General features: G+C 48.2%; 33 protein-coding genes. 27 read left to right on the top strand and 6 right to left on the bottom strand.

The annotated features are described in order from the left end of the window. Positions 1 to 16: 16 nt before the first annotated feature. The 25 genes from J9789_RS16335 to J9789_RS16215 all read left to right on the top strand — a co-directional run bounded on the left by J9789_RS16335 (position 17) and on the right by J9789_RS16215 (position 18,483). Complete coding sequence (locus J9789_RS16335) at positions 17 to 1,090, top strand: DUF932 domain-containing protein (RefSeq protein ID WP_209346713.1); 1,074 nt, start codon at positions 17 to 19, stop codon at positions 1,088 to 1,090. A 38-nt stretch (positions 1,091 to 1,128) separates the two neighbouring features. After that, positions 1,129 to 1,974: a hypothetical protein gene (locus J9789_RS16330; protein WP_209346712.1), complete on the top strand. Its 846-nt coding sequence runs from the start codon at positions 1,129 to 1,131 to the stop codon at positions 1,972 to 1,974. Between the two features lie 101 nt (positions 1,975 to 2,075). Then, on the top strand, positions 2,076 to 2,615 hold the full coding sequence (locus J9789_RS16325; protein WP_209346711.1) for an ECF-type sigma factor: 540 nt from the start codon (positions 2,076 to 2,078) through the stop codon (positions 2,613 to 2,615). Positions 2,616 to 2,668: 53 nt separating this feature from the next. Further along, positions 2,669 to 2,914: a hypothetical protein gene (locus J9789_RS16320; protein WP_209346710.1), complete on the top strand. Its 246-nt coding sequence runs from the start codon at positions 2,669 to 2,671 to the stop codon at positions 2,912 to 2,914. 87 nt (positions 2,915 to 3,001) lie between these two features. Beyond that, positions 3,002 to 3,688: a YkgJ family cysteine cluster protein gene (locus J9789_RS16315; RefSeq protein WP_087259520.1), complete on the top strand. Its 687-nt coding sequence runs from the start codon at positions 3,002 to 3,004 to the stop codon at positions 3,686 to 3,688. A gap of 10 nt (positions 3,689 to 3,698) precedes the next feature. Then, complete coding sequence (locus J9789_RS16310) at positions 3,699 to 3,887, top strand: hypothetical protein (protein ID WP_130868811.1); 189 nt, start codon at positions 3,699 to 3,701, stop codon at positions 3,885 to 3,887. Beyond that, on the top strand, positions 3,884 to 4,327 hold the full coding sequence (locus J9789_RS16305) for a hypothetical protein (RefSeq protein WP_186906134.1): 444 nt from the start codon (positions 3,884 to 3,886) through the stop codon (positions 4,325 to 4,327). Before J9789_RS16310 ends, J9789_RS16305 begins: the two co-directional genes overlap by 4 nt. 110 nt (positions 4,328 to 4,437) lie before the next feature. Beyond that, on the top strand, positions 4,438 to 5,043 hold the full coding sequence (locus J9789_RS16300) for a DUF6809 family protein (protein ID WP_245185344.1): 606 nt from the start codon (positions 4,438 to 4,440) through the stop codon (positions 5,041 to 5,043). A 30-nt stretch (positions 5,044 to 5,073) separates the two neighbouring features. After that, the gene (locus tag J9789_RS16295) at positions 5,074 to 5,382 is read left to right on the top strand and encodes a hypothetical protein (protein WP_209346708.1); all 309 of its coding nucleotides are present in this window, start codon (positions 5,074 to 5,076) and stop codon (positions 5,380 to 5,382) included. Then, complete coding sequence (locus tag J9789_RS16290) at positions 5,379 to 6,041, top strand: hypothetical protein (RefSeq protein ID WP_130868815.1); 663 nt, start codon at positions 5,379 to 5,381, stop codon at positions 6,039 to 6,041. The genes J9789_RS16295 and J9789_RS16290 overlap by 4 nt, the downstream gene beginning before the upstream one ends. Before the next feature lie 454 nt (positions 6,042 to 6,495). Further along, positions 6,496 to 7,113: a hypothetical protein gene (locus J9789_RS16285; RefSeq protein WP_245185343.1), complete on the top strand. Its 618-nt coding sequence runs from the start codon at positions 6,496 to 6,498 to the stop codon at positions 7,111 to 7,113. Positions 7,114 to 7,131: 18 nt separating this feature from the next. Continuing rightward, positions 7,132 to 7,689 (top strand): decarboxylase, encoded by a 558-nt coding sequence (locus tag J9789_RS16280; protein ID WP_245185342.1) that lies wholly within the window; start codon positions 7,132 to 7,134, stop codon positions 7,687 to 7,689. Further along, positions 7,686 to 8,204: a hypothetical protein gene (locus J9789_RS16275; protein ID WP_007712869.1), complete on the top strand. Its 519-nt coding sequence runs from the start codon at positions 7,686 to 7,688 to the stop codon at positions 8,202 to 8,204. Before J9789_RS16280 ends, J9789_RS16275 begins: the two co-directional genes overlap by 4 nt. Before the next feature lie 102 nt (positions 8,205 to 8,306). Then, the gene (locus tag J9789_RS16270) at positions 8,307 to 9,434 is read left to right on the top strand and encodes a DUF4313 domain-containing protein (protein ID WP_209346706.1); all 1,128 of its coding nucleotides are present in this window, start codon (positions 8,307 to 8,309) and stop codon (positions 9,432 to 9,434) included. Positions 9,435 to 9,549: 115 nt separating this feature from the next. After that, a complete protein-coding gene (locus J9789_RS16265) occupies positions 9,550 to 10,353 on the top strand; it encodes a DUF4313 domain-containing protein (RefSeq protein ID WP_209346705.1) in 804 nt (267 codons plus the stop codon). A gap of 2 nt (positions 10,354 to 10,355) precedes the next feature. Then, the gene (locus J9789_RS16260; RefSeq protein WP_209346704.1) at positions 10,356 to 11,042 is read left to right on the top strand and encodes a hypothetical protein; all 687 of its coding nucleotides are present in this window, start codon (positions 10,356 to 10,358) and stop codon (positions 11,040 to 11,042) included. 216 nt (positions 11,043 to 11,258) lie between these two features. Continuing rightward, positions 11,259 to 11,867, top strand: coding sequence for a class I SAM-dependent methyltransferase (locus J9789_RS16255; protein WP_209346703.1), 609 nt, complete (start codon positions 11,259 to 11,261; stop codon positions 11,865 to 11,867). A gap of 65 nt (positions 11,868 to 11,932) precedes the next feature. After that, complete coding sequence (locus J9789_RS16250) at positions 11,933 to 12,493, top strand: TetR/AcrR family transcriptional regulator (protein ID WP_209346702.1); 561 nt, start codon at positions 11,933 to 11,935, stop codon at positions 12,491 to 12,493. 149 nt (positions 12,494 to 12,642) lie between these two features. Next, positions 12,643 to 13,971, top strand: coding sequence for an MATE family efflux transporter (locus J9789_RS16245; RefSeq protein ID WP_209346701.1), 1,329 nt, complete (start codon positions 12,643 to 12,645; stop codon positions 13,969 to 13,971). Between the two features lie 160 nt (positions 13,972 to 14,131). After that, on the top strand, positions 14,132 to 14,539 hold the full coding sequence (locus tag J9789_RS16240) for a winged helix-turn-helix domain-containing protein (protein ID WP_209346700.1): 408 nt from the start codon (positions 14,132 to 14,134) through the stop codon (positions 14,537 to 14,539). Between the two features lie 194 nt (positions 14,540 to 14,733). Then, positions 14,734 to 15,381, top strand: coding sequence for a TetR/AcrR family transcriptional regulator (locus J9789_RS16235; RefSeq protein WP_209346699.1), 648 nt, complete (start codon positions 14,734 to 14,736; stop codon positions 15,379 to 15,381). Positions 15,382 to 15,516: 135 nt separating this feature from the next. Then, complete coding sequence (locus J9789_RS16230; RefSeq protein ID WP_209346698.1) at positions 15,517 to 16,248, top strand: ATP-binding cassette domain-containing protein; 732 nt, start codon at positions 15,517 to 15,519, stop codon at positions 16,246 to 16,248. After that, a complete protein-coding gene (locus J9789_RS16225; protein ID WP_209346697.1) occupies positions 16,241 to 16,948 on the top strand; it encodes an ABC transporter permease in 708 nt (235 codons plus the stop codon). Before J9789_RS16230 ends, J9789_RS16225 begins: the two co-directional genes overlap by 8 nt. A gap of 3 nt (positions 16,949 to 16,951) precedes the next feature. Then, the gene (locus tag J9789_RS16220; protein ID WP_209346696.1) at positions 16,952 to 17,251 is read left to right on the top strand and encodes a hypothetical protein; all 300 of its coding nucleotides are present in this window, start codon (positions 16,952 to 16,954) and stop codon (positions 17,249 to 17,251) included. Further along, positions 17,248 to 18,483, top strand: coding sequence for an MFS transporter (locus tag J9789_RS16215; RefSeq protein ID WP_209346695.1), 1,236 nt, complete (start codon positions 17,248 to 17,250; stop codon positions 18,481 to 18,483). Before J9789_RS16220 ends, J9789_RS16215 begins: the two co-directional genes overlap by 4 nt. A 148-nt stretch (positions 18,484 to 18,631) precedes the next feature. On the opposite strand, the gene J9789_RS16210 is transcribed toward J9789_RS16215, so the two are convergent. After that, the gene (locus J9789_RS16210) at positions 18,632 to 19,165 is read right to left on the bottom strand and encodes a PadR family transcriptional regulator (RefSeq protein WP_209346694.1); all 534 of its coding nucleotides are present in this window, start codon (positions 19,163 to 19,165) and stop codon (positions 18,632 to 18,634) included. Positions 19,166 to 19,295: 130 nt separating this feature from the next. Between J9789_RS16210 and J9789_RS16205 the strand changes: the two genes are divergently transcribed. Continuing rightward, positions 19,296 to 19,919, top strand: a complete 624-nt coding sequence (locus J9789_RS16205) for a class I SAM-dependent methyltransferase (RefSeq protein WP_209346693.1) — start codon at positions 19,296 to 19,298, stop codon at positions 19,917 to 19,919. Between the two features lie 154 nt (positions 19,920 to 20,073). Then, positions 20,074 to 20,493: a winged helix-turn-helix domain-containing protein gene (locus J9789_RS16200; RefSeq protein ID WP_209346692.1), complete on the top strand. Its 420-nt coding sequence runs from the start codon at positions 20,074 to 20,076 to the stop codon at positions 20,491 to 20,493. Positions 20,494 to 20,640: 147 nt separating this feature from the next. On the opposite strand, the gene J9789_RS16195 is transcribed toward J9789_RS16200, so the two are convergent. From J9789_RS16195 to J9789_RS16175, 5 genes are all read right to left on the bottom strand, one after another. Beyond that, positions 20,641 to 21,276, bottom strand: a complete 636-nt coding sequence (locus J9789_RS16195) for a CPBP family intramembrane glutamic endopeptidase (RefSeq protein WP_209346691.1) — start codon at positions 21,274 to 21,276, stop codon at positions 20,641 to 20,643. A 303-nt stretch (positions 21,277 to 21,579) separates the two neighbouring features. After that, on the bottom strand, positions 21,580 to 21,762 hold the full coding sequence (locus tag J9789_RS16190) for a helix-turn-helix domain-containing protein (protein ID WP_209346690.1): 183 nt from the start codon (positions 21,760 to 21,762) through the stop codon (positions 21,580 to 21,582). Continuing rightward, the gene (locus J9789_RS16185) at positions 21,752 to 22,165 is read right to left on the bottom strand and encodes a sigma-70 family RNA polymerase sigma factor (protein ID WP_209346689.1); all 414 of its coding nucleotides are present in this window, start codon (positions 22,163 to 22,165) and stop codon (positions 21,752 to 21,754) included. The genes J9789_RS16190 and J9789_RS16185 overlap by 11 nt, the downstream gene beginning before the upstream one ends. Before the next feature lie 717 nt (positions 22,166 to 22,882). Further along, on the bottom strand, positions 22,883 to 25,453 hold the full coding sequence (locus tag J9789_RS16180) for an ABC transporter permease (protein WP_209346688.1): 2,571 nt from the start codon (positions 25,451 to 25,453) through the stop codon (positions 22,883 to 22,885). Positions 25,454 to 25,467: 14 nt separating this feature from the next. Beyond that, complete coding sequence (locus J9789_RS16175) at positions 25,468 to 26,145, bottom strand: ABC transporter ATP-binding protein (RefSeq protein ID WP_209346687.1); 678 nt, start codon at positions 26,143 to 26,145, stop codon at positions 25,468 to 25,470. Positions 26,146 to 26,269: the final 124 nt, after the last annotated feature.

The raw sequence follows: 26,269 nt of genomic DNA, 5'->3' as shown, positions 1-26,269 counted from the left end.
AAGGGAGTGAAACACAATGAAATCCGGGATAAGCCTTGTTGAGATGGCAAAGGAGATCCAGCGTCAGGCCGAACTGAAGGCCGATTATGTGATGGATACCCGAAGCCTCCGTCTGGAGCCTTTTGGCTCGGACTTATATCTCAATGCCTATACCCCGTCTGGCGAGATGGCTGTGGAGCCGCTGGAGATCAATGCCATCGCCCACAGGCAGATCGGCACCCATCTGAAGATCCCGGCGGCCTACTACGACAAGATGCTGACACAGCATCCCCAGCTGCTTTCGGAAAATGTGAACGCCTGGTTCGAGCGTGAACCCGCTGTGCGCTTAGTCCGCACTATTGGCGGCACCGCCCGGGCATTCCTTAGTAACCGCTATCGGCGTATCGACAATCTGGATATTGCCGGCATCGTTCTTCCTGTCCTGCAGGATATGGAAGGAATGCACTTTGAAAGCTGCCAGCTCACCGAAAGCCGTATGTATATCAAGGTGGTGAACACCCTGCTGCAAGCAGAGGTCTCTCCCGGCGATATCGTCCAGTCAGGCATCATCATCAGCAACAGCGAGGTGGGCCTTGGCTCGGTGAATATCCAGCCGCTGGTCTACCGTCTGGTGTGCAGCAATGGCATGGTGGTCAACGATGCCCAGACGCGCCGCAATCATGTTGGCCGCGTCAACGAGGCCACGGAGAACTATCAGCTGTACTCCGATAAGACGCTGGAAGCCGACGATAAGGCGTTTGCCATGAAGATTCAGGATACGGTACGGGCCGTGGTGGATGAGGTGCGTTTCACTCAGGTGGTCAACCTGATGAAAGATGCCAAAGACGCCCGGATGAATACCGCGGATGTTCCTGGTGTCGTCAAGCTGGTCAGCAGAGACTTTCATATCACGGAAGAAGAAAGCTCCGGTGTGCTGCAGCGGCTGATTGAAGGAAACGATCTGACGCTGTATGGCTTGTCCAACGCAGTGACCCGCCACAGCCAGGATGTCGAGGACTATGACAGAGCCACCGCTCTGGAGGGCATCGGCTACAACATTCTTTCCATGCCGGCAAGGCAGTGGAGCCGTATCAATCAGATGGCCGCCTGAGTGGCTGCCAACCAGTCAATTCTAAGGAGGAACGAACTATGTACGAACAGAACACTTCCATGATGAACATTCCCGAGCAGAACGCTTTCCTGCTTCCCGCCATGGTAGATGGCGACTTCAGCAGCGAGGAGATCGCGGAGGATGCCGACGGTCTGCAGATGATGAGTTTCCAGCGGGTGAAGATTCCCGCCGGCGGCCAGCTGCAGTTCGAGATCCCCACCGAGGACCCGGACAATCCGGACTATGCCCGGACGCTGGAGGGCGTGATTCTCTATAATCACGCCGCCTGCACCCTCTGGCCGGAAGGCAGTGAGTATGACGAGGACACCAAGCCTCTCTGCTCCTCTGTGGACGGCAAGACGGGAATTGGTGAACCTGGCGGCGCCTGCGCCACTTGCCCGATGAACGAGTATGGCTCGGCCCGAGACGGCGGACGGGGCAAGGCGTGCAAGAATATGCGGGACATCTACCTGCTGCGCAGCGGCGAGTATATGCCTCTGCTGATCTCGCTCCCGCCCACCAGCATCAAGCCGTTCAAAGAGTTCCTGAACAGAGCCTTTGTCTACCGGCGGCGTGCCACCTACGGCAGCCTGGTGCAGATCTCGCTGAAGAAGGAAAACAACGGCAGCAACGACTACAGCGTTGCCACCTTCCGTCTCGTGCGCGACTTCCAGGGCGAGGAGTTGAGTCAGATCCGTGCCTATGCCAATGGCTTCAAGGAGCAAATCAAACTCATCAACATCCAGCGGGCCCTGATCAACGAAGAGCAGCGCACCAACGACTGCGAGTATGAGATCCCCGCATCCGCCACCGAAGCCGCAAATCCTGATGGGAGCTATGCGGTCGGGGCGATCAACGGCGACTACGAAAAGCTGCCGGCATAATGGATTTTCTGCGGGCATAACCGCATGACATGTCATCAAGGGATACCTCTGGCTCACGCCGGGGGTATCCCTTTTTTTGTTTTAGACTGGAGGAAATATATATGTTGTGTGAAGTACCGTTAACAAAGGAACAGCAAGAGTTTGCCGCCGAACATCACGGCCTGGTTTATAAATTTCTGAATGATAACCGTTTGGCTGAAGATGAATTCTATGATGTAATCATTTTTGGCTATCTTAAAGCAGTGCAGGACTTTTTTTTGAGAGAACAGCTGCAGGATTACTCTTTTGCTACGATTGCCTGGAAATACATGTCTCGTAGCTTATCAAATCACTTTAAGGGACAATTTCGTCAAAAACGCAACGCCGAAATTGTCAGTATTCATGTGGGGCCCCATCCCGACAGTCTTTCGCCGGAAGAAATGATGCCGACACAGGATAATCTAATGTTGGATCTTGAAATGCGCCTGTTGCTTCATGATTTGGCGGGCCGTGTTTCTCAGCAACAGATGAAGATTATTCGTATGAAAAGCAGTGGTTATGGCATCCGGGAGATCGCCAGTCGTGAAAAAATCCCCATGAAGCGTATTAAAGAGGTTTTGGAAGAGGTTCGTCTGGTGGTTTTGGAGATGTGCTACGAATAAGGCAAACGCGCCACCAGATCAAGTAAAATTCGACTGAATGGAGGTTGAACACTATGACGAAATCGAAGAAATCCATCGTGATGCACGGAACGCTTTTATGCCCGCTGGTTCTGGGTAACTGCGCTTTTCTGCGTGCCAACGGCACCACCTACCGCACCTCGGCCGTCGTGGCGATCCACGAGCAGTCGGCGGATATGATCCATTTTGAGACGCTCAATTCCGACTACTACCTCTCGATGGACCCTTTCCCGATGGCGGCCGTCTTCCCGGCTTATACGGCCCTGGCCGCGTGCGCGTAGAATTCAACAAGTAAGGGGCCACGCCCCATAAGTCCCGGCCGTGGCAGGCGTCTTTGTCTGCCGCGGCCTTTTTTATGGAGGAATACGATGGAAGAGCAATCCAAAACCCTTGCCGTGTCGGTACGAGCAAAGGAGTTCGTTTCATATCACTGCAGTTGCTGCGGTCATTGCTGCCGTCATATTGAAAATTGCGTGATGGTTGAGAGCCTGGATGCCTATCGGATGGCTAAACACCTGCGTAACCAGCATTGCGGTATCAGCAGCACGGACGATGTGCTGCTCCGATACTGCGAACCCATGCCGCTTACCGATGAAGGTTATCCCATTTATGTACTCAAAACGGTCGGCGCAGATGCCACTTGTATTTTTCTGCGCGAAAACCAGTGCAGCATCTATGCTGCCCGCCCTCGAACCTGCCGCCTTTACCCGTTCTCGGTGGGGCCTGGTGAGCGTGGACGGGATTTTGAATACTGCCTGTGCTTTGATGATAATCAGCAGCATCACTTCAACGGCGGAAAGGTATTGGTAAAAGACTGGCTGTACCACAACTTTCCCAAAGAGGACAAGGAATTTTTGAAGCAACAATATCTGGTCATCCCAGAGATTGGCCGGCTGATGCACCGTATGCCGGAAGAAATGCGCCAAGCAGCTGTATTCAAGATATTGTTCTATCACTACTATCATTTTGAGCTGGATCAGCCATTCCTGCCTCAGTACGAGCAGAACAACCGCAGCTTGCTGAACGAGCTTCGCAAATTGGCTCCTTCAGAGTGAGGTGGCACCCGTGATTTATGTGCTGGAGCATCTCTCTTCACAGAACGGCAACGGTCAACCATGCCATCAATGGATGCAATATGCCGTCTGCGGCAAGCATGAAATTTTGCAAAAGATCTGCCGAAACCAGCGTCACCCGGAAGAATGGCGTGTGACACCACTGGCCGTAAGCACAGCAGAGGAAAGGAGCGTTGCATGAGTACCAATCAATATCAGGAGATGCGTAACCGCCAACAGGCGGAAATCAACGCATTCCCTATGTTCTTTGCGTTCAACAAACAACAGTTTGCCGAAGGGATGCGCACACTGGGCCTCTCTCTTTCGGACACCTGCCAGATGTGCAGTATTTTCGGTGGCGGCTACTGCCGCAAAAGCGATGCTGCCAAGCTGGATGAAATGCTCGCCCGACATCGCAAAGAACTGGAAGATGCCATTTCCTCGGATAAAACGGGGAAAGGCTTTATATTTGATATGTTCCTCCAGGAATTGGAGAATCACGAGTATAGTTACACCGGCGATGTGCAGGAAGCATTGGATGCTTTGGGTATTACACCCCAGTATATGGAGGCTATGCCGCAGTTGATGACAGGCCTCTCTCTGGCCTGCAATAAGGCTATGCAGCACGACTGTTTTGGCTGATTTTCAGTATCTATTATGGATGGTCTATGACCTTATCAGAGGTCTCAATCAGTAACCACCGCATCTTTTGTACCGTCGGTGGTTCTTTCATTGACAGGAGGTGCCAACCTTTGAATTTCCACGAAACGATATACGGTCACCGCTTTTTTGAGGCCCAGCTGCCCAATCTTATCAAGGCGATGGAACGAATTGCTGACGGACTTGCACATCTTGAGGCAGGTTCGCCGCAGAGTGCAGCTCCTACATCCAGTTTTCTGCACGACCTCTACTACGGTGACTATGAGCCGAGCGTGTTCAAAACGCAGAGCAGTGAGCAGGAAAAAATGGACAAGTCGGTTTCCGCTGCCGAAGCAGCCCTGCGAAACATCCTGCAGAAATCCCCGTCAGCCATAAAAGCGTTCGAGGCCTATCAGATCGCTGTTGGTGAGCAACACGGCGCCGTTACTGAACAAGCGTTTGAATCCGGTTTTCAGACTGCCTTTCAGATGCTATTGGCTGGTCTTCCGCTGCCTGAAGGCACGCATGATGACGAGTTTCCTCTCACTCTGCAGGAACTCAGAAAAATGAACGGCCAACGAGTGTTCTGTCTCGAAACAAATGAGGAAGTCCAGGTCGTGGCCTACAAAAAGGGATTTATCCGAGTAACCAATGACAAAGAGAACCTCCCTATCCATGGCTTGACTTTATATCGTCGTCGGCCAAGCTGGTGTGAATAGAACCAATGCCTCAATCAAGGAGAATACGGCATGAATATTTGCGAAGATAAAATCAAAGTGTTTCTTGAGCGGCTTTTACCCCTTCAGAAATCGGAACAACAGATTCTCTGCCCAAGGTGCGGCCACAATGAGTTATATACCGGCAATTACTTTTTTCTGAACCCGCTGAGCCGATACGCTCATGTTTATATCTGTGAAAAGTGCTGGATGGATGAAGCGTTGCGGGAAATAGACCGCCAACCAATTCCTCTCAGGATATGGAGTGCGGCACTTCCCCTGGTTTTAAGCGGAGAGTTACCGTCATCTATGAATCCAACAGCTGAGGAACCACATCCATGAAGTATGAGAACTATAGACTGCCCGGTGGGAAAACCCTCTCTGAAGCTACATTCGAGGATATCCGCTGGCAATATGGAGTGTTCCGCTGTAACAGCACCGGTGCTGGCCGAGATAAAAAATATACTCCTTGGCGGGCTGTCAAAACCAAATTAGGTGAGATCGAAGAATGTGACTGGTGCAAGCTGGTGGAGGCTGTCATCGAGCGGGAAAATGAGGTTCCGCTGCTGAATGCGCTTATCCAATGGTGCAATGAGCACAACTATGTCTCAGCATCTGTGTCTGAAATGCGGAAGGAGGCGCTCCAGCTTCATGCTTCCCGGATCTTCGACAATCCTCAATGGATCGGTTTTATCCCCTTTAACGCAAAATATCGGCCAGAAATACTGAACACTGCCGACATCGTTTTTGTTCGCATGGCGTGCTGCCCCGAAGCCGGCACAGTCACCCAAGAACAAATTGACCGCGCTTGCAGCGGCCAGATTTCTTGCCCACACTGTGGGCGTTGGAACAGCTTCACGATTTTGGAGCGAGGATCTGTCCCTGGTACTTATCCTTTCGATTCAGAGCACACCAGCGTGGAGCACATGGAGCATATGACAAAGAAGGAGGCTGATACAAATGATGCAGATTCCCCTTGGGAAGAAGATGACGAACTTTAAGTGTAAACCGCCTGAGAATCGGCTGAACCTACCCGGCAGGGGTTCCGTCAAGCAGTCCTCTAAAATGCAGGCGTACCGCGCCTATGGTGCCGCCCATTTTTATGTTCAGGAACGGTGCCGCCACTTCCGGCGTGGATAGCCAAAATCAATCCAGGGGCAAGGATATACCCCCTACCCTCTAAAGAAGGAGGTATGACCTACGATCTACCAAAATGAAAACGAAGAACTCTGGCACGAAGGCATCTGCTTCAAAATCGGTGCACGGGTCTTTGCCAACGATCAGAGCGAATACGAAGGACTCTTTGGAACCATCTTCGAGATCCGCACCGGAACCGACAAAGAAACTGAAAACGACACGCCGGATATTTACTGCAGGTTTGACCTGCCTGTTCTCTCCGCTGACCGCAAAGCTCTGGAACGGACTTTTTCTGAACTCTACCATGAGCCAAAGAGTGTGGAGGATCTGGGACTTGATTTTGTTATCATGTCACCGGAAATGTTGATTCCTTTGCCGGCTCCGAAACAGGATTATCCCCAAGCGACACTTTATATTGTGGCTTCCCACTGGGCCAGCGACGGAGAATATGGCTCTTATGAGATCCCATTCACCAGTCTGATCGATGCCCAGAGGCAGTTCCATGATGATCTCCGGGAGGAACAGGACGGCGGCAGCATTGATAGTTGGCGCCAAAAGAGTCAGTTTGTGGAGGAAGAGACGCAAAATAGCTATGAATGCTATCTGGACGGTGAGTATTGTGAAAACCACTTTTCCATTGAGCTGAAAAGTTTTTCGTTGCCGATGGCCCCCTGCTTTATGGAAAATGTGGCTGGTCTCTGGCAGGCGCAAAATATGCGCGAGGACTTTAGAGAGCAAGTTGAAGACTGGGAGGAATTTCAGGAGCTTACTGTATCCCAGCGTGAAAGATTGCTGGCCTCTCCGGATTTTCCCCGGCGCCTTCTTGCACAGTTAAGAAGCAGTTCTGCTTATCAGGAGGCCTATTGGGAAGCGGTGTCTGAAGTAGCGGCGGCGCTTTTGACGGAAATCAGCCGACAGCCTGATACTGATAAATGAATGGAGGGATATGTTTTTATGGACGAAATGGAAAAGGCTCTTCGTGAAGAATTGGAAAAGCATCTGGACACACTCCGCCGCAATCTGGAGGTCGTGCCTATGGATGTGCTGAAAACCAAGTATAAGAAACCCTATCAGGAGTTGAAGGAAAGCATCTGCAAAGCCGCTACGGCGTACACCCGCCATGTGTCTCTCGGGGGTATTCGCATCAAACAAAAGTATGGAGATGAGGCAACGAGCTATGCCAACGAAGCGGAAAAAGACTCCCAATGTCTGAAGCGGATTTCCGAGGCTGCTTTTGAGCGGCAGGACATGAATGAGATCGCTGCTTTGGCGAAACAGCTGAGAGAGGAAATTCTTCAGGTCCTCCATGTTTTTTACCTGCAGCATATGTGCATTTATGTGTCCAAAGAATGCATGAGCGACCATCATCTGGCGCCGGAGGTCTATAACGACGCTACCGCACAGGTTTGGCGAAACGGAGAATGGCAGACTATGGAGGATACTTCCTGCGGTGCGTTGCTTCCCGTTGAGGTCATCTATGAGGTTCCTGGCCCTGTCGAGGCAGCCGCATGACAAAAAAGCAGAAATATCTGAACAGCGAGGCCCATGGCTATCTGTTGGAATCGGACGCCTGTGCTCTTCTGATCAAAGAATTGGAGCGAGTTTGTACCAAGTTTCAGCGCCGCATAGATAAGGAAAATGCCGCACGGCAGGCTGATTTCGATGCCGCTATGGAGTACCACAGTGAAAATGAGATCCAGGATGCTTACGGCTGGGAGTTGATCACCGAAGCACAGTACCATGCGTATATGGACCTGTTCCACCGCGGCCGGCAGGCTCTTGAGGAACACGCCCCCACCGTATCTGAGCTGGCATTGTCCATCGCAAGGCGGGTCATCTATGATTTGGAGTCCGATCAGCGTGAGTTTGCCTTCTCTGCTCTCACACCAGAACAGCAGACTGCCGAACTGCTGCGCGCAGAGAAAGCTCGCAAAGAGTGGAAAGAACATATTGCCCGGTTGAAAGAGCAGCAGGGGCAAATCGTCAAATGGGAAGACAAAGACGGCACATCAATGTTGACTCTTTGACTATGAGAAAAAGACCCTTCTGGTTCATTCAGAGTAAGTGTCAAAAGCCCGGCAGATTGTTTTCTTGCAATCTGCTGGGCACTTTTATGGAGGGACAGTTTTATGATCATATACCATGATACATCTTATGTGAAACCATCCAACGCAAAGTGGATCGCCAAAGGATATGCAATGGAGGACATCTATTCTCTGCGCCTGCAGTTCTTATATACGGAAGCGCAGCAGGAAGAAAACAGAATGGCTCATGCGGCCGGAATCAGGGATACCGTTCAGCTCCGGCAGGCCGCCGAACACAGAAACGCGGTTATGGCTCCGATCATGGCTGCCATTGCTCATAATTTCATTTGCTACGGCTACACAGAAGAGGAGCCGGCCCCCTACCTCAGCGATGGTTGGGAAGTCTATTTCTGGTGCAACGATTTCAGCAATACTGCACACGGCTGTGGACTCTCTGGCAGAGATTATTCTTATTTTACGCTGACCTTCAATGAACGGCAGACAGTTTCTCAGCGCAGGGTGCTTTGTGAGCGGCTGCTGGAATTTCTGGATACGGAATTTAAAAGCCATCCGAACCTGCATGTGGCGGTACAGTATTCCACCTGGTATGACACCAAAAAAATTGAAAGAGACGCCCAAAAGATGCAGTATCTTCTGGATGGGCGGCGCCATATCTACGGTGGGAAGGAGGGGCGATTTTTCCTTGAAAGCGGCGAATTGCTCTTCCGCCCCAAATATGCAAAACGAACTGTCTATCGGGTAGACCGGGCAGACATTCTCACAATCTGCTGGGAATTGGGACTAATGCCTGATAGCTGCAACGAAGACAGCCATCCCGCATCTGTGGAAACCAACCACGCCACCGCTCTTCTCCCCTATGAGAAGTACGGCTCTACCCACCAGATCCAGCTCACAGTTACCTCTTATGTAGGCGGCAATCTTGCAATTCAAATGGTAGCCTGGGAGGACGGATATCCCGAACCTTGGGCGTCTTTGACCGTCAATTTGGATGGCAAGCGTCAGAAAGACTGTGCATTCATTGACACCAACGGAGACCCCGATTTTCCTGTTTGGCTCATCCGTAATGGGCTGGCAATTCCAACTGGCGTCCTACAGCGCAGTGGGTTCTGCGAGTACCCGGAATACCGTTTCCGAGCGGACCGGCTGCAAGAGCTTGATCCGGATGGGTACGCTTCCTACCTTGCTTCACAGCAAAGCGGAAAAAGCGCATAAACAACAATGACGACGAGACTGCCTCTCCCCTATCCTGCACTTTGGAGTCAGTCTTACAACACAACGACCGGTGGGTTGCTTTTTGCAGCCCACCGGTTTTGCTTGGAGGAAATCAATGCAGCCAATACCATTCAACATGAAAGGAACGGAATATGCCATAACCATTAAAGTTGCCACCTACTCGGAAGGCAACCTTGCTATCAAACTTTATCAAGAGAATTTCGGGCAGTTGATATTCTGGGACACTCTCACCACAAATCTGGGTGGTCTGCGGCCGAAGGACTGTGGTTTTGTCAACACAAAGACCACCGGCAAACGGTTTTATGCATGGATTAAGCGCAACGGACTAGGAGAACCAACAGGCCAAATTCGCTCTGAAAACGGAGTGGATAATGTGGAATATCTCTTTAATAGCAAGAAGCTTAAAAAGCTTGACCCAGACGGCTATACCTACTATTCCAGGCGATTGAAAGGAGAACTTGGCCGCCAATATGAACGCTTGTATTTGGCACTTCGCCGGCTCGCAAATCATGTTCCTCACTTCCACTACACGGATTACAGCGGATGGCGAAAACTCCAAGGCTCTGATGATACGCTCCCATTATGGATTGAAGCCGAAGATCCGGCTCACTGCTTGCGGTATATTTTTGAGCAGCGCGGAATTATGTTGCGGACCACAATTATTAACTGCGAGACCCAAACTGTGCAACGCTATATTCACCGCCGCAAAGAAGATATGGCCACCAACCTGCTTTCGTTTTATCAAGGGGAACTTCCTGTATACCCGCCTTGGTCAGAAGATCGGCGGCGCCAGAGTGATACAAGACACGAAAATCCCCTTATCCAGACTTTCAAAGAAACTGCAGAAATCCGCCAGCAGGCAGGAAAGAAAAAGAAATCTCAAAAAAGGAGGACTTGACAATGAAACTGCTGCTCTACCCCAAGGGGCTGTTGGAAGCAGCCTGGCGCAAAGACAAAAAACTTTATGCGGACGGTGACGCCGCAGATCCGCCCAGATGTCTGCGGTGTGGCGCCCCGTTGGCTCCGCATTTGATGGTAAACGCCCTTAGCCGCTATGTGGATGTCCAGATCTGTGAGGCCTGCGGGATGGACGAAGCTCTCCGAGATGCAGCGCATATTCCCTTGCCTCTTGAAGAATGGGACGCGATTAAGCAGGGGCGGCTGTTGAGGCCCCAAAAAAGTCGTGACTGCTATCTGAAGACCACCTGCGGCTTTGATCAAGTGTTCCAGCACACCTATACTTCCCCCATGCAGGCCACCAAGCGACCTGTCAGCGAGGTGGCTTACTCCCGCTCCGATTATGACGGGTGCCGATGGTGGACGACCTGGCATGATGAGCGTGGGCAAAAACCGGCTCCAGAGCTGGCAAAAGAAATTGACGAGTTTCAGAGTGCCCTGTTCAAACTGCCGGCCTTCAAGACGCTGGAAACCATGCGGCGGTTCTGCCGCTATGCACAGCCTACCAACGAGGCAACGGAATTCAACCTTTATTCCGAGACCGATCACCTGTATATCTGGGTTCGTTTGATCACCCGGTTTCGGGATTACAACGTCTATGTTCACTATTACGATAAGAACTACCAGTAAAATGTGAAATGGGGCGCAGATTTACAGTCTGCGCCCCATGATTATTACAAGCAACTCCGTTTTCTTCTTATGTTAAGCTCTAGCTGCAAACCGTCAAGCATCAAAATCTAAGCTACACTACGGTATTTTTATATCATTTGCACGATTGAATGAATAACATTCATTGACATCTCAAAAAATGGTGTTATACTGATAGATGGAAAGGAGGTCAATGCCATGAATGCTGTAAAAGAAAACTCAAAGGCTGCTTTTAACCAACAAGCTGCTACCTATGACACAGATATTAAGGGCCAGCACGCCCGCTCCCTTTACCCTGTCCTGTTGGAAAAGCTGTCGCGCATTCCATTCCAATCTGCCCTTGATTTAGGGTGCGGAACTGGCGAGATGTTAAAGCTTATTTTACAAGAAGATGTTGGCAAAAAATTATACGGAATTGACTTGTCAGAAAAAATGCTTCATGTTGCAAAGTCAAAGCTACCGGAGCAAGTGAAACTGTTGTTGGGAGATAGTGAGGCACTCCCTTTCCCGGACAATACCTTTGATGTCGTGTATTGCAACGATTCGTTTCATCATTATCCGGCTCCGATGAATGTCCTAAGAGAAGTACACCGGGTATTGAAACCCGGCGGCACATTCCTGATGGGCGATTGCTGGCAGCCACTTGTAGGGCGCATCATTATGAATTTCTATATGCGTCACAGCAAAGAGGGCGATGTTAAGATTTACTCCGAAGCAGAAATTGTTTCTATGCTTTCAGAATATTTTCGTAATGTATCGTGGGAGCAGATTGGAAATACTGCGTATATTGCTATGGGCGCAAAATGATTGATATTCACTCATTGATTTTTTCGTGTGGGGGTGATATGATAAAAAAAAGGAGGCTCAAAACTATGCGAGTTACAAAAGAGCCGGAAGTACGGAAACAGGAAATCTTAGACACTGCCCTCAAATTGTTTGGGGAAAACGGCTATGAAAAAACCTCGATTGCAGATATAGCAAAAGCAATCGGCGTGGCACAAGGTTTGTGCTATCGCTATTTTCCGTCCAAAGAGGCTTTATTTGACTGTGCGATTGCACAATATGCCGATGTGTTAGTAGAGCAATTCGCGGATGCCGAAAAAGACGACCGCAAAACCTTGCGTCAGATCATTGAAGAAATGCCTACCACTATGGAAAAGCAGGACACAAAATATTATTCTGTTTTTCATGGAACGGAGAACAGAAAATTTCACGATCAGCTCGCCCTCAAGGTATGCGAGAAGTTGGTGCCGCTTGTAGAAAAACTGCTGCAACGCGCCAAACAAAAAGGCGAAATTCAGTTTGATGATTTGCAGGCCGCTGCGACATTTTGTGTATATGGTCAGCTTGGTATTCTGCTGGCAGAGGATCTTACGCAAGAAGATAAATCCAAACGGATTCGTGAATTTCTCATATTTGCACTTCACCTTTGAGATGATCCCCCGTTTTGGGACGGGGGATTTTCAAAGAGCAGAAAATGAATAATCTTCATTCAGTATAGTGTGCCGCGAGCAGCGGTGCTTATTTTGAGTTTTTATATGAATGTTGTTCATTCATTATCTACGGAAAGGATAGACTTTTTATGCCAACGAAAATTGATTTTATAGGTGGCAACACAAAGCGCTGCCTTATGGCAATGGCGCTGCCGATGATTGCTGCCATGTTCCTTAATATGATGTATAACCTTGTAGACAGTCTGTGGATCGGAAATCTGCTCGGTAAAACGGCCTATGCCGCTTTAACAAATTCTACCCCCATCATTTTAATTTTGACTTCTGTTGCAATGGGAGCAACAAACGGTGTGTCTATTTTGATCTCCCAAGCCATTGGTGCAAAGGATAAGAAAAAGGCCGAAAGTTTGATAGCCACATCGTTCTGCGTAGCAGTGACATTTTCTCTACTTGTCACCATTTTGCTTGAAATTTTTCTTCCGGGAATGTTAAAAGCCTTGAACACTCCTGTCGAAACTTATGATATGGCATACAGCTATTTGGCAATTTATATCCTTGGCTATCTGGCAGTTTACCTCTACTTGTATTTCACTGCGGTTTTGCGCAGCTTTGGTAATTCCATGTTTCAGGCTGTTGCAATGCTGGTATCAACCATTTTGAACGCAATTCTCGATCCCATTTTTATTCATTTTATCGGGTTTCATGGTGCAGCGATTGCGACATTGCTTTCACAGATGATTTGCCTGCTGTTTATGCTGATCTATCTGAAAAAGAAAAAGTTATTTACATTCAAAATCTCTGCTTTTAATAGCAATGATGCTCTGCTGCTGATTCAAAAAGCAATTCCCTCTGTAATTCAGCAAAGCATTCCAGCAATCAGCACAACTTCCCTTACAGCACTCGTCAGTACATATAGTGTAACGGCAATCGCGGCTTATGGGGTAACGGGAAAACTGGAAACCATCCTGTTCTATCCGGCTATGGCTCTGAACATGGTTTTAACCACCATCATCGGCCAATGCGCTGGTGGAACGCGATATGATCGAGCGAAAGACTATTTGAAATGCGCTTTGGGATATGGGTGTGGCCTGCTTGTGATCCTCTCTGTTCTGGTAGTTGGATTTTCAAAACAGCTTTCCGGTCTGTTCGTCAGAAGCAGCGATGTTGCGGTTATTGTCGGTACATATTTTCTGATTGTCAGCATCGGGTATGTTCTGAACACAGTCACAAACTGCTATTTGGGTGCGCTTAACGGCATGGGAAAGCCGTCAAAAAGTATGTTCTTGATGATTTTCTATTATATTGTGGTTCGGATACCTTTGGCCTATTTGCTATCTTATTTGGGATTTGGCCTAAACGGGATTTGGGTTGCGGTACTGGTTAGTCATATAGTAGCCAGTCTTGCAGCTACTATGACAGGGACAGTTCTTATAAGGAAGAAAGGAAACATTAAAGCGTAACGACTTCTTTCAGACAAAATATGTTGAGATAGCTGCCGCACGACGGCAAAAGAAAAAAAGCCGTCGTACAGCAGCCCTTTTGACACGCCCAAACTATTATATGGCGGCTTTGAGAAATCAAAGCCGCCTTTTTATGGTGGCTACCAAAGGAGATGCTACCATGAAAAAGAAAATCATCATTCACTTTGAAGATCTCACAACACCCCAGGAAGTTTTGCTCCAGGAGCTTCTTCAGAGTTTTTGCGTGGAGCAGATTGAGGTGTTTGAAGATACCACCTCTACCCTGCTGGTCGGTGACCTGCAAATTGATGTGGAGCGGCGCCAGGTGTGGCGGGCCGGCAGTCAGATAGAACTGACACCGATGGAGTTTGACATTCTTCACCTATTGGCCCGGCGCCCAGGGCAGGTATTCTCCGCTCGGCAGATCTATGAGTCTGTGAGCACAGATTTTGCAGCTGGTAGCTGGTCAGGGATTGGCAATATGGTCTACAAATTGCGTCGAAAAGTTGGACCTGATTTTATTAAAACAGTGCGAAATAGCGGGTATTTCCTACCCACAAGGCGATAAAGTATAACACAGGACACGACGAGTGCAAAGTTGCATTTCACAATCCCTTGTTAATTCTACGCTCTTTCTTTTTGTCATAAATTTAAAGCCATCCTAATTGCATCCTGCAAAATAACTCTTGACACCAAAAATTAAAACAGGTAAACTGTATACATACCAAGAGAATGTTTCAAACAAGTAGGTGATACCCAATTATGGCACGAAACAAATACCCGGAAGTCACCGAGGAGCGGATTTTGGATGTTGCTCAGCGCCTCTTTTTGGAAAAGGGCTACGAGAACACCACGATTCAGGACATCGTGAATGAACTGGGAGGCCTTACGAAAGGTGCGGTATACCACCACTTCAAGTCCAAAGAGGAAATCATGGATGCGGTGAGTGACCGTATGTTTTTTGAAAATAACCCCTTCGAGGCAGTGAAAGGTCGCACCGATCTGAACGGGCTCCAAAAGCTGCGTGAAGTAGTCCGGCTGAATCAGGCAGACACAGCCCGTACCAATATGACAGCACAGTCCATTCCGATGAATCACAATCCCAGAGTATTGGTCGGAATGATCGATGCCAACCGCCGGATTCTCACCCCGTATTTTCTGGAACTCATCGAGGAGGGAAACCTGGACGGTTCCATCCACACGGAGTATGCCAAGGAGATTGCTGAGCTGCTGCCGCTGCTCACTAGCCTGTGGTTGCTGCCATCTGTATTTCCAGCCACCAAGGAGGAGATGCGGCGGAAATTCTCCTTCATCGGGGAGATGATGGAGAAGATGGGCGTGCCTCTGTTTGACGATTCCATTCAGCGGCTGGTGGACGAATTCTTTGAGCAAATCCCTGACCTAGAATAAAATTGCCTTACGGCAATTTTATTTTGGACACATACATTCATCCGGAAGGTATTATATTGTGAATACCGCAGTCACTCACTGCGGCAGTTTTTTTACAAAAATACATACCTTGCGAATGTATGAAAGGAGCATAACATGAACCAAATTGTAATCTCTGCAAACAACCTGACAAAAGCCTTTTCAGGAAAAGAAGTCATCCAGAACTGTACCTTTTCTGTGGAACAAGGCAGTATTTACGGTTTTCTGGGGCGCAACGGAGCAGGGAAAACCACAATGCTCAAACTGTTGCTGGGGTTGTTAAAACCATCTGCCGGAACCGCCAGTGTGCTGGGACTGGACAGTGTGCGGGATAACAAGGCAATCCTTCGACGCACCGGAAGTCTGATTGAAACGCCAATATTTTATGAGCATCTGTCGGCCGCGGATAATCTACTCCTCCATTTAGCTTACATGGGAATCGAGGATACCGATGTGGAATCAACGCTCTGCCGTGTGGGGCTGCCCGGTACAGGGAGTCAGCCGGTGTCTACCTTCTCCCTGGGTATGCGGCAGCGTTTGGCCATTGCGCGGGCCATCATCCATCGGCCCGAAGTGTTGATTCTGGATGAACCGGTCAACGGTCTGGACCCTGTGGGAATGAAGGCGATGCGTATTTTGTTCCGCCGCTTGGTGCAGGAAGAAGGAATGACCATTCTGATGTCCAGTCACCTTCTTTCGGAGATCGAGCAGATTGCGGATCGTGTGGGTGTCATTGTGGATGGTACTGTGGTGCAGGAAGCAGAGATGGCAGATATCCGCAAACAACATCCCTCCAATATGGAGGACTATTTTATTTCGCTCATCCAGGGAGGTGCTGACCATGCGTAATCTGATTGCATTGGAATTAAAACGGAATCGTCTACGCCCATATCATATTGCAACTCTAATTTGCGGAGTGACGATGCTTGGCTTCCAATACCTAATGGCTGCCATCCCTCATATGGACCCCACCGATCCGGATATGGAATTGTTCTCCCAGTACTTCTTCTTGATGGGGATCACCTGGTTGGTATGTATGGCAATCTTTGCAATTCTTTCGGCAGTCATGGCCTCCCGCTTTGTGGTGGAGGAATACAGCGGGAAACGGGCAATTCTGCTGTTGAGTTATCCAGTCAACCGGGAAAAGGTACTGTGTGCAAAGCTGGTGTTGGTGTTTGCCTATACTGTTGGCGCGATGCTCCTGTGCGGAGCGGTGATCCAGGCTGTGTTCTTTCTAACAGAATCACTGTTTCCGCTCTGTTCTGACCAACTGACGATAGAAGTGATCCTTCAATCACTGGGCTTCCTGCTCTGTTGCTCCGTTCTATCTGGACTGCTGGGTGTGGTTTCCCTGTGGTTTGGCTTCCACAAAAAGTCGGTTTCAATGACCATTGTGGCATCGGTCGTTCTGGTAACCATTGTGTGTCAGATAATCAGCGCAGCACTAACATTCTTGCCGATTATGGTAATTGTTTTTGGCGTGACAGGCATTTTTGCAATTTTAGCAATGCAAAATCTACTAAGACAAGTAAAGAACATGGAGGTATGAGACATGACAGAACGAGAATTTGACCAAAAGGTTGAACGGGCCGCCGCAAACTTTGAGCGCCGGGTGGAAGCCACAGCAGATCATCTGGACAAAACCGTAAATCATGCGTGGAATCACAGCCGCCTATTTCGCTGCGCATCCAGAGGAATCTCCCTGGCTGCGGAGGTTGGATTACTTCTGGTTGCCGGACGCCTGGCGGATCGCGGAAACCGAACTGCTGCGGCGTGGTGTGCTGGATTAAGCGCCGTCGGTCTGGCAGGTGATGTGTTGACTGCAATCTGTTTTCGGAGGAAGAAAAAATGAAAGACAAACTGTTCACCCGCAATTTCACTTTCCTGATTCTGGGGCAAGTCAGTTCCTTGATCGGCAACTACACCCTAAAGTTTGCCCTATCCATGTATGTACTGGAGCAGACCGGCTCGGCGTCCATTTTTGCGACATTGCTGGCAGTAGCCATGCTTCCTACCATCCTGTTGTCCCCCTTTGGCGGTATTCTGGCGGATCGAGCCAACCGACGTAACATCATGGTAGGACTGGACACCCTCTCCGGACTCACTGTGCTGGCAGCCGGATTGGTGCTGCCCTTTGGACATGATATTTGGGTCATTGGTGCATTGTTAGTGATTCTGTCTGTCCTGGCCGCTTTTGAATCTCCCACGGTACAGGCCTGCATTCCTCAGATGCTTTCTGGAGACAATCTGATGAAGGGCAATGCGGCGGTCAATCAAGTGCAGGCCATTGCCGGGCTTATCACTCCGTTTCTGGGCAGTCTGGTTTACGCTGCTTTTGGACTTACTCCGGTCCTCTGGGGCACGGTGGCCTGTTTTTTCCTCACCGCCATTCTGGAGTGCTTCATTCGCCTGAACTATCAGAAGGCCGAAGTCACTATGGGTATCCGGGAGATCATCAGAGAGGACTTCTCTGTCAGCATTCACTTCCTGCGCCGGGAGCAGCCGGGTATCCTCAAATTGCTCCTGCTTGCATCCCTAGCCAGCTTGTTTGTAGCTGGTACGGTGGTGGTCGGCTTTCCTTACCTGGTGCGGACTGTTCTTGGACTCTCGGCAGAGCATTACGGAGCAGCGGAGAGTGTTATGGGTGTAGCCGCCGTGCTGGGCAGCCTCTTTGTGGGAATTACAGCGCAGAAATTCCGTTTGCGCTGGCTGGCCTTTGTCTTTATTGGACTTGGCCTTAGCCTCATTCCAGCGGGAATTTCTTTCCTCTTACCGATAGGTTCTCTCGGTGTTTACATTATTCTCCTTGTCATGTTCAGCCTTGGGCAATTTGGATGCAGCCTGTTTTCCACCTATGCAATTTCCGTTATCCAGGCTCGAACTCCGGAGCATTTGATGGGAAAGATTATGTCCTATGTATTCACCCTTTCCATGTGTGCCCAGCCTGCAGGACAAATCATCTATGGTGCGCTGTTTGACTGGTTTTCAGATAGTCCCTATTTTGTGTTAATTCCAAGTGGAATCCTTGTCTGCATTATTGGCCTTCTTTCCACACAATTTTTCAAAAACTTTGAAATTGCATGAATCAAGTATGCTCCTCAAAAATAAAACTGAAAAAACAGTTCCCAGGAAACAATTCACTCCAAAACTCAGTAAGAGCATGGCAATACCGCTCAATAGACCTATAAATAGATTGGAATCAAAACGGACACGAAAAAATTTGCCATCCATGTTAAGTATCCTCACAAGTTTCTAACAGCCTTTTCGTCCCGCAGATTTCTGCGGATACAATATCAGACATCCTTTGAACATTAGCAACATGGCATCGTGAGGTTCCGTTAATCCATTCTGGGCTAATCTGATTATCAATTCCTGCTTTACACTTACGCAATATTTCCAATCTCTTTTCCAGCAATGCCTTTCTTTCTTCACATTCAAAAACATGGAGGAAAAATGCTGCAATCGAAAAAACATTGGTGTCATAATCAAATTTCAAAATGGAATCTTTCAATGTTTTGCGTAGCTCTTTTTTCCCCAGTTCCGTTAAGGTATAGACTGTTCGATCCGGCATATTCCCAATTTTTTCGGTGTTGCCGCATATTAGCCCCTTCTTTTCAAGGGTTTTGATCGTCGCATAGACTGTTGAATCAGCGATATTGAACCACCAACGAACATTCATGTGTCCCAGCCATTTGGTAATTTCGTAAGCATTAAGAGGTCTTTCATGGATAAGCCCCAGTAACATTGTTGCCGGTTTCGATAGCATTTTGAAGCTCCCTTCTTGACAAAGCTATTTGCTTGAAGTACTCTATATATAGAGTACTATTTAGTTGCAGTAATACTATACCATAATTTTCAACCAAAATAAAGACCTCATTGCGAGATAGGAGCTAAATATGCAAGATTATAAGCAAAAATCTAAGCAGTCATTCGACCTTCAGGCGGAAACCTATGACCATGATAAAAATGGCCTTCATGCCAGAAATCAGTACCAAGCAATATTAGAAAAAGTTAAAGATTTTCCATTAGGGAAAGTATTAGACGTTGGTTGTGGAACAGGTGTGCTTCTCGAACAATTACTCAAAGTGTATGGTGGCTCTGCTAATCAGTTCTTTGGGCTTGACCTTTCTAAAAAAATGCTTGAAATAGCTGATTCAAGATTAGCAGAAAAAGTAACTTTGGTTCAGGGGGATGCTGAAACACTTCCTTTTGCAGATTGTACCTTTGATACTATTTTGTGCTGTGATTCTTTCCATCACTATCCCAATCCTCAGCAAGCAATTATAGAATTTTGTAGGGTTATAAAGACCAACGGAAGATTATTGATTAGTGACTACTGGAAACCATCTCCCATTCGTCAGATAATGAATTTGTTTTTGCCATACAGCAATGATGGTGATGTAAAAATATATTCTCAAAAAGAAATTATGGCGTTTCTGGAAACAGTTCATTTTGATGTGACTTGTTATGAACACACAAATAGTTCCTCATACATAGTTATTGCAAAAAAAGGATTTTGACAATTTTATTTATATGTAACATTCTGCCGGGCGACGGCAAAAGAAAAAAGCCGTCGTACAGCAGCCCTTTTGACACGCCCGAACTATTACATGGCGGCTTTGAGAAATCAAGGCCGCCGTTTTTTGGTGGCTCACAAGGGAGGGGGACACCATTATGAAAAAGAAAATCATCATTCACTTTGAAGATCTCACAACACCCCAGGAAGTTTTGCTCCAGGAGCTTCTTCAGAGTTTTTGTGCGGAGCAGATCGAGGTGCTTGAAGATACCACCTCTACCCTGCTGGTCGGTGACCTGCAGATTGATGTGGAGCGGCGCCAGGTATGGCGGGCCGGCAGTCAGATAGAACTGACACCGATGGAGTTTGATATTCTTCACCTATTGGCTCGGCGCCCAGGGCAAGTATTTTCCGCTCGGCAGATCTATGAGTCTGTGACCTCAGATTTTGCAGCAGGTAGCTGGTCAGGGATTGGCAATATGGTCTATAAGCTACGCTGTAAAATCGGAACTGAGGTCATCAGGACAGTAAGGAACTGTGGCTATAGCCTAGTTACAAATCAACCAAACAATAAATAAGAAACGCCGGGCGCGGCGGCTTGTTGGCCCTGCGCCCGGCGCTTTCCTATCCGGTTGCCACAAAAAGAATGAAAACGTAAAATCTTTCTTCGCTATTATTACAGTTGAGGTATTTAATATTGCTATATGCCGCTCAGCAACTTCTTCTTATGCAAATGCTATCAACATTGATGCTATAAAATTTCCTGTCCCATGCAAAAGAATGCTGGGGATTATTGAACCATTAAATATTTTTTCGTTTAACCAACCGAGCAACAATGCACCCATACCAGTAAATGCAAATGTCAATGTGTGATACCACAATCCCACATCAAGCCCTGCTATGATGTAAAGTGCGTTGTGCATTAAACCAAATAGTACAGCTTGTATAATAATACCTTGAATATCGCCGAATTTTGCACATAATCTTTTGCATAAGAAACCCCTGTATAAAATTTCTTCTGCCACTCCATTTCCAATGAAATTCTCAATTAGAGCAGGCAGAATTGCCAATGCTCCTATGCCTGCAAAAGCATTTGCAGATACAGAAGAACTGCTCTGTATATAATCCAATGTTTCTTTGTCTACAAGCTGTGTGAAATCGAAATTATAAAAGAAATAATACAAAACAGCAAATGCCGCCAATACCCACCATTTACTTTTCAACTTCGGCATATAAAAACCTAACCATGTAAAAAAGCCCGTTTCCTTTCTATGTCTAAAGAACCACCAAAGAAACGGTATCAGTGAAAATACTATTAAATTGATAATTGCAGTTACAATGCTCGATATTACAAGTTCCATTGCAATGTCCTCCTACAAACAAGTTATTGCACATTAAATGTTATTATATCATACGGCGGATGACAGCACCAAGGCTTTTTCATGTCTGTACCAAGATTTGTTGAACCCAGTGGGATTATTCAACATTTATCACATTTTACTTCCCACCTAAGTTCTGGACGCTGACATTCATTAAGCCATCCTGAGCATCCAATAAGAAATTTTCGATTTCGGCGGCCTGTTGGCCCTGCGTCTGGTGTTTTCCTTTAAGCTCACGGGAAAGGCCCTGGGATCTGTTTTGATCTCAGGACCTTTCTCATAAGCTCAAATCTTGAACAGCTTAATTGCTCGCATCAATGTAATGCACAGTTCTTGATAGAGATCTTCGTCCAGTCTGCCATTGATGATAGCATATCTGATCAGCATTGGTCGATACATGGTCAAAATACTGGTGGTCGCTTCGTGGTCACCAGTTTTGGCACGACGAAGCATTTCTTCAAATGTCACGGCTGTTCACCTCCTTAATGATCCGACGCACCTTTTTGATAGCACGGTAATACACGGCAGCCGCTCCCTTGTAGGAGAGCCCCTGTTTTGCTCCAAGCAAATCAAACGAATGTTCATCAAGAACGCGGCCCAACAATATGTATCGTTCCCGTTCATCCAGTTGCTTTAAGGCATACAATAGGGCGCTGTCCTCAATAGTCTCCCAGAAAGGCATTTGCTCCATCACTTCTTGTTCAAGAGTTTTGCCTATGGCATAAATTTCTTCTGTCAAAACTTCTTGCGTGCTATCTTTGTAAAGTGACATCAGATAATCTCGCTGAGTACGCTTTACCGCCTGGATCAAATATCCAGTAAATCTGATTTGCAGTTCATCCCCTATTTGTCCATTTCCTCGCTGTCTCATGACTTGTCCTCCGTAAAAATCAAGAATTTCAAGAAACTCTCGATTCCGGGAGGAGAGCGGCAATGGACTGATAAACATAAAAAGCGATCGTTTCTCTGGTTGGGAAGCCAGCAAACGACCGCATAATACACATAAAGAAGCCTTCCACTTCCTTGTTCTTCGGCAGGCGGAGGCTTTTCCTTTGTAGAACGATTTTCGCGTGTTCTGCCTGGGCGAAGATTGCGGAAAGTCGATTCTTTTAAGTAAGCAGTGTGTCGATGTGTAAACAGATGGATGGCATTCTTTATGTGCATGATCCATTTCTTTGTCATGCACTTGCACCTTATTCCATCTGAACCCACATCCAGCACACGACCTGTAAATAGTTACAGGCCTGCTGTCGTAAGGGGTTCAGTCATTCATTTTTTGTAGAATCATGTCGAACAAAAATTAAAAGGGCGGCCTCATTCAGTAATGAATAAGGCCGCCCCTTGCATCTTAAAATGTGTCCATTTTGTTCTTTGTATCATAGCGAACCATCCTTTTCTTTGCTGTTTACTCTATAAGAGAGTTCTTTTATATTCCATGTTTCCATGTTCTGCTTTAATATCAGCGTAACATATATTTTTCACCCTTATTTCACCGAACTCGACTATAATTTAGCCAAAAGAAAATTTATAGCAACAGCAAAGCAGCAGTGCTCTCGGCAACTGCTGCTTTGCTATGATACCTTTCCCGTTATTCAATCCGCAGACGCTCCACAATACTCTGCTTCTCCAGGTTTTTGAAGCAGATAAAGGGAATCAGTACTGCGAAAACAAGTAGAATGGGGGTGCAGATTGCCAGAGGAAGCAACGTAAAGTGGAAAGTAGTAAAGCCGCCGGCTACCATAGCCCGAATTACCACACCAACCGCAAAGGCGCTGACCAACCAAGAAACTACCAATGTAATGGCTGCGTAATCCAGCCCTTCATACACCAGCATTTTGCAGAGTTGCTTTTTGGTCATACCCACACTCTGAATCATGGCAAATTCCCGCTTTCGAGATACAATGGCAGTAACCATGGAATTGACGAAGTTCAATACACCCACCAAAGCGATGATCGTGCTGATGGCGTTACCCATAACAGCAGCGGAGCGTGTCTCGCTCTCATACTGCGCCGCCATGGTCTGCCGGGAAGTTACCGGCAGACTGGAGTCTACCGTGGCGGTATAGTCATCCAGCCAGGTCTGAACCGCCTCGATGTGGTCATCATCCACATTCAAAAACAGCTTTCGCAATGTGTTTTCCGACCAGTACTGACGGAAGGCGTCAGCGGGCAAAATGAAATGCTGCTCCATAGAAGCCGGAGCTCCCGATTCCGCCGCGCCGTCATCGATGGACATCACCGGATCGACAACCGCCATCACGGTGTAATCCTTGCCTTCCAACGTGACCGTACTGCCCACAGATGGCACAGGTAAAACAGGATACTCCTCCCCTGCCCCGATTGCCGGACCAATCGCAAGAACATATTCACCGCTGGCAAAGGCATCCGGATCGAAACTGCCCTGCATGATATGCTGTGTCTGCGTGATAGTATCCAGCGGGATGCCGTCCAGGCCAAAGATAACTGCGTTCATCTGTTGGGTATCCACCGCCTGATGGAAAGCGTCCACACCAGTTGGATCGTAGCTGGCCCAGTCGTTCAGCATTTCTTCTGTATAGAACCCTTTCAGGTTTTCTGTCATCTGGTCATCAAACTGCCAAACAAACTGGTGGGAATATTGATGGCCTGTTGCTTCTACACCATCCATAGATTCCAGTTCCTGCACCAGCTCAGCCCCCAATGTCGTACCTTGAGGATCATAGCCGTTGATATAGTCCTCGCTTGTGACATCAGCCAGTTCAAAATCATCGATCGACAGTTCGGCCAGATATTTCTCCATGTCGAAGGCAGCGTTTTTGGCGTAGAAGCAGCTGAGCAATACCAGCCCCAGGGTCAGAGAGCAAATCACAGTAATGGTGCGCTTTTTATTCCGCCCCAGATTGGCCCAGGCCATACCCGCAAGGGACGCACCATTGTGACTGCGCTTCGCTTTTTTTCTATTGGAGATTGATGTATCACTCATGCGCAATGCCTCGATGGGCGACACCTTACCCGCCAGACGCGCGGGACGCAAACAGGAAATCACGACGGTGAGCCACGCAAAAGCTGCTGAACCAACGAAGATTAGCGGATTTGCCGATACGCTTCCTCCATCCTTTATAATGCCAGTGAAGGCAGGAACCAGTACCAATCCAAGAACCCAACCCAGCACAAGGCCCACCGGGATACCAATGAGACACAGGCGGTTTGCCTGACCGTAAATGAGCTTTTTGATCTGCCGAGTGGTAGTGCCCAAGGTTTTCAGCTTGCCATAGAACTGCACATCAGCGGTGACACTGATCTGGAAGATGTTATAGATGATCAGATACCCGGCCAAGAACACCAGCACCATGCCCAGATACATAGGAAGGGTCTCTTGCAGGGCAGTTGCGCCCATCTCAGGAGAATAGGCCAGGTTCACACTGTAATCGTGGCCAGTCAGACCGGTATCAGCAAGTATCTGTTCCATGGATGCCTCGATGTTGCTGTCGCTGTATAGATTGACCTGTGCCATGAACAAACCAAGCACACCATTTTCCGAAGCCGGATTACCGCCGGTCATCTGGTCAGCGTACTCCCGGCTGACCCATGCCATGCTGGCATAGACGGATTCGTTGCCCTCCCAAAATCCGCAGAGGACAAATTCTGCCTGAAGGGGTTCCGAATCCTGATCGGACAGATCTTTGCGCCATTCCAGCGTTACGGTCTGCCCCAGCTCATGAGGAATGCCGAGTCGATCCAGTGCGATGGTGTCCAGCGCAACCTCATTGGCCGACTGGGGCATTTGGCCTGTGGTAGGTGCTGCAAAGCTGTGGGTAGCATAGCTGTCGTTGGCCCAGCGGATCTCCACCTGACGACCGGCCAACTTGTCGTTTTCAGCAAGGCCCAGTACGATACTTTCACCCAGCTCCTTTACATCCGGATGGGCAGCCAGTTTCTCGGCCTGCTCCGGGGTGATGTCCTTAAAGCTGGCTTGTGCGTCATAGCCAGTCTGGCGGAAGGTCATTTCCACCAGATTCTTGTTCATGCTCTGGGCCAGAGTAAACAATGTGGTGAACATGAGGGTGGTCATCAGGATAGCCAAAACTGCTACCAGATTGCGGCCCTTATTTTTGCGGAAGGTTCGCTGATTCAACACCCGGATAGGATCAAATTTTCTTTTCTTGTTTTGCTTGGTCATTCCGCCCACCACCTTTACTGTGCCACGATGCGGCCGTCCTCGATGCGAATAACTCGGTCAGCCATTTGCGCGATTTCCGGGTTATGAGTAATCATCACAATGGTCTGATGGAACTCCTTGCTGGTCATTTTCAGCAGACCGATCACATCATCACTGGTTTTAGTGTCCAGATTTCCGGTCGGCTCGTCGGCCAAGATAATGGAAGGCTTGCTGGCGAGAGCGCGGGCAATGGCCACTCTTTGCTGCTGGCCGCCCGAGAGGTTATTGGGCAAGCTGTCCAGTTTCTTTTCCAGCCCCAGCAGTTTCACCACCTGCATGATGAAGGTCTTGTCGGGCTTGCGACCATCCAGGGAGATAGGGAAAATGATGTTTTCCCAGACGCTGAGCACCGGGACAAGATTGTAGTTCTGAAAGACAAAGCCGATCTGTTTGCGGCGGAAAATGGTAGCCTGCTCGCTGTTCAGTTTGGCAAGCTCGGTATCGCCAACCTTGATGCTGCCGGCACTGGGAGTATCCAACCCTCCCAACATATTAAGAAGCGTGGATTTTCCGGAGCCGGAAGTGCCAATGATGGCAGTGAATTTTCCCCGTTCAATATCAAGATCCACACCGTCCAGGGCGCGCACCTCAGTTTCACCTTTACCATAATATTTTTTCAGGCCACGGACCTGCAGGATTGTGTTGTCAGTCATGATTCGTTCCTCCTTCTTGGTTTCTGAAGAAAGAATACCAAACCAATGTCACAATCAAGGTACATGAAAGGTACATTTTTGTAACTTTATAGGCTGTGCCTTTTGCGAAGGAGAAAATTTTAAT

Source organism: Flavonifractor sp. AGMB03687, assembly GCF_017811815.1.
Lineage (GTDB): Bacteria > Bacillota > Clostridia > Oscillospirales > Oscillospiraceae > Flavonifractor.
This window is presented reverse-complemented; position numbering and strand designations above follow the sequence as displayed.

Coding starts and splice junctions, on each gene's coding strand:
- J9789_RS16235 (WP_209346699.1), top strand. CDS start 14,734: ATGGCACGAAACAAATACCCGGAAGTCACCGAGGAGCGGATTTTGGAT.
- J9789_RS16325 (WP_209346711.1), top strand. CDS start 2,076: ATGTTGTGTGAAGTACCGTTAACAAAGGAACAGCAAGAGTTTGCCGCC.
- J9789_RS16215 (WP_209346695.1), top strand. CDS start 17,248: ATGAAAGACAAACTGTTCACCCGCAATTTCACTTTCCTGATTCTGGGG.
- J9789_RS16185 (WP_209346689.1), bottom strand. CDS start 22,165: ATGAGACAGCGAGGAAATGGACAAATAGGGGATGAACTGCAAATCAGA.
- J9789_RS16250 (WP_209346702.1), top strand. CDS start 11,933: ATGCGAGTTACAAAAGAGCCGGAAGTACGGAAACAGGAAATCTTAGAC.
- J9789_RS16195 (WP_209346691.1), bottom strand. CDS start 21,276: ATGGAACTTGTAATATCGAGCATTGTAACTGCAATTATCAATTTAATA.
- J9789_RS16280 (WP_245185342.1), top strand. CDS start 7,132: ATGGACGAAATGGAAAAGGCTCTTCGTGAAGAATTGGAAAAGCATCTG.
- J9789_RS16220 (WP_209346696.1), top strand. CDS start 16,952: ATGACAGAACGAGAATTTGACCAAAAGGTTGAACGGGCCGCCGCAAAC.
- J9789_RS16320 (WP_209346710.1), top strand. CDS start 2,669: ATGACGAAATCGAAGAAATCCATCGTGATGCACGGAACGCTTTTATGC.
- J9789_RS16205 (WP_209346693.1), top strand. CDS start 19,296: ATGCAAGATTATAAGCAAAAATCTAAGCAGTCATTCGACCTTCAGGCG.
- J9789_RS16255 (WP_209346703.1), top strand. CDS start 11,259: ATGAATGCTGTAAAAGAAAACTCAAAGGCTGCTTTTAACCAACAAGCT.
- J9789_RS16315 (WP_087259520.1), top strand. CDS start 3,002: ATGGAAGAGCAATCCAAAACCCTTGCCGTGTCGGTACGAGCAAAGGAG.
- J9789_RS16175 (WP_209346687.1), bottom strand. CDS start 26,145: ATGACTGACAACACAATCCTGCAGGTCCGTGGCCTGAAAAAATATTAT.
- J9789_RS16335 (WP_209346713.1), top strand. CDS start 17: ATGAAATCCGGGATAAGCCTTGTTGAGATGGCAAAGGAGATCCAGCGT.
- J9789_RS16180 (WP_209346688.1), bottom strand. CDS start 25,453: ATGACCAAGCAAAACAAGAAAAGAAAATTTGATCCTATCCGGGTGTTG.
- J9789_RS16270 (WP_209346706.1), top strand. CDS start 8,307: ATGATCATATACCATGATACATCTTATGTGAAACCATCCAACGCAAAG.
- J9789_RS16230 (WP_209346698.1), top strand. CDS start 15,517: ATGAACCAAATTGTAATCTCTGCAAACAACCTGACAAAAGCCTTTTCA.
- J9789_RS16240 (WP_209346700.1), top strand. CDS start 14,132: ATGAAAAAGAAAATCATCATTCACTTTGAAGATCTCACAACACCCCAG.
- J9789_RS16245 (WP_209346701.1), top strand. CDS start 12,643: ATGCCAACGAAAATTGATTTTATAGGTGGCAACACAAAGCGCTGCCTT.
- J9789_RS16305 (WP_186906134.1), top strand. CDS start 3,884: ATGAGTACCAATCAATATCAGGAGATGCGTAACCGCCAACAGGCGGAA.
- J9789_RS16295 (WP_209346708.1), top strand. CDS start 5,074: ATGAATATTTGCGAAGATAAAATCAAAGTGTTTCTTGAGCGGCTTTTA.
- J9789_RS16225 (WP_209346697.1), top strand. CDS start 16,241: ATGCGTAATCTGATTGCATTGGAATTAAAACGGAATCGTCTACGCCCA.
- J9789_RS16290 (WP_130868815.1), top strand. CDS start 5,379: ATGAAGTATGAGAACTATAGACTGCCCGGTGGGAAAACCCTCTCTGAA.
- J9789_RS16275 (WP_007712869.1), top strand. CDS start 7,686: ATGACAAAAAAGCAGAAATATCTGAACAGCGAGGCCCATGGCTATCTG.
- J9789_RS16330 (WP_209346712.1), top strand. CDS start 1,129: ATGTACGAACAGAACACTTCCATGATGAACATTCCCGAGCAGAACGCT.
- J9789_RS16200 (WP_209346692.1), top strand. CDS start 20,074: ATGAAAAAGAAAATCATCATTCACTTTGAAGATCTCACAACACCCCAG.
- J9789_RS16260 (WP_209346704.1), top strand. CDS start 10,356: ATGAAACTGCTGCTCTACCCCAAGGGGCTGTTGGAAGCAGCCTGGCGC.
- J9789_RS16265 (WP_209346705.1), top strand. CDS start 9,550: ATGCAGCCAATACCATTCAACATGAAAGGAACGGAATATGCCATAACC.
- J9789_RS16210 (WP_209346694.1), bottom strand. CDS start 19,165: ATGCTATCGAAACCGGCAACAATGTTACTGGGGCTTATCCATGAAAGA.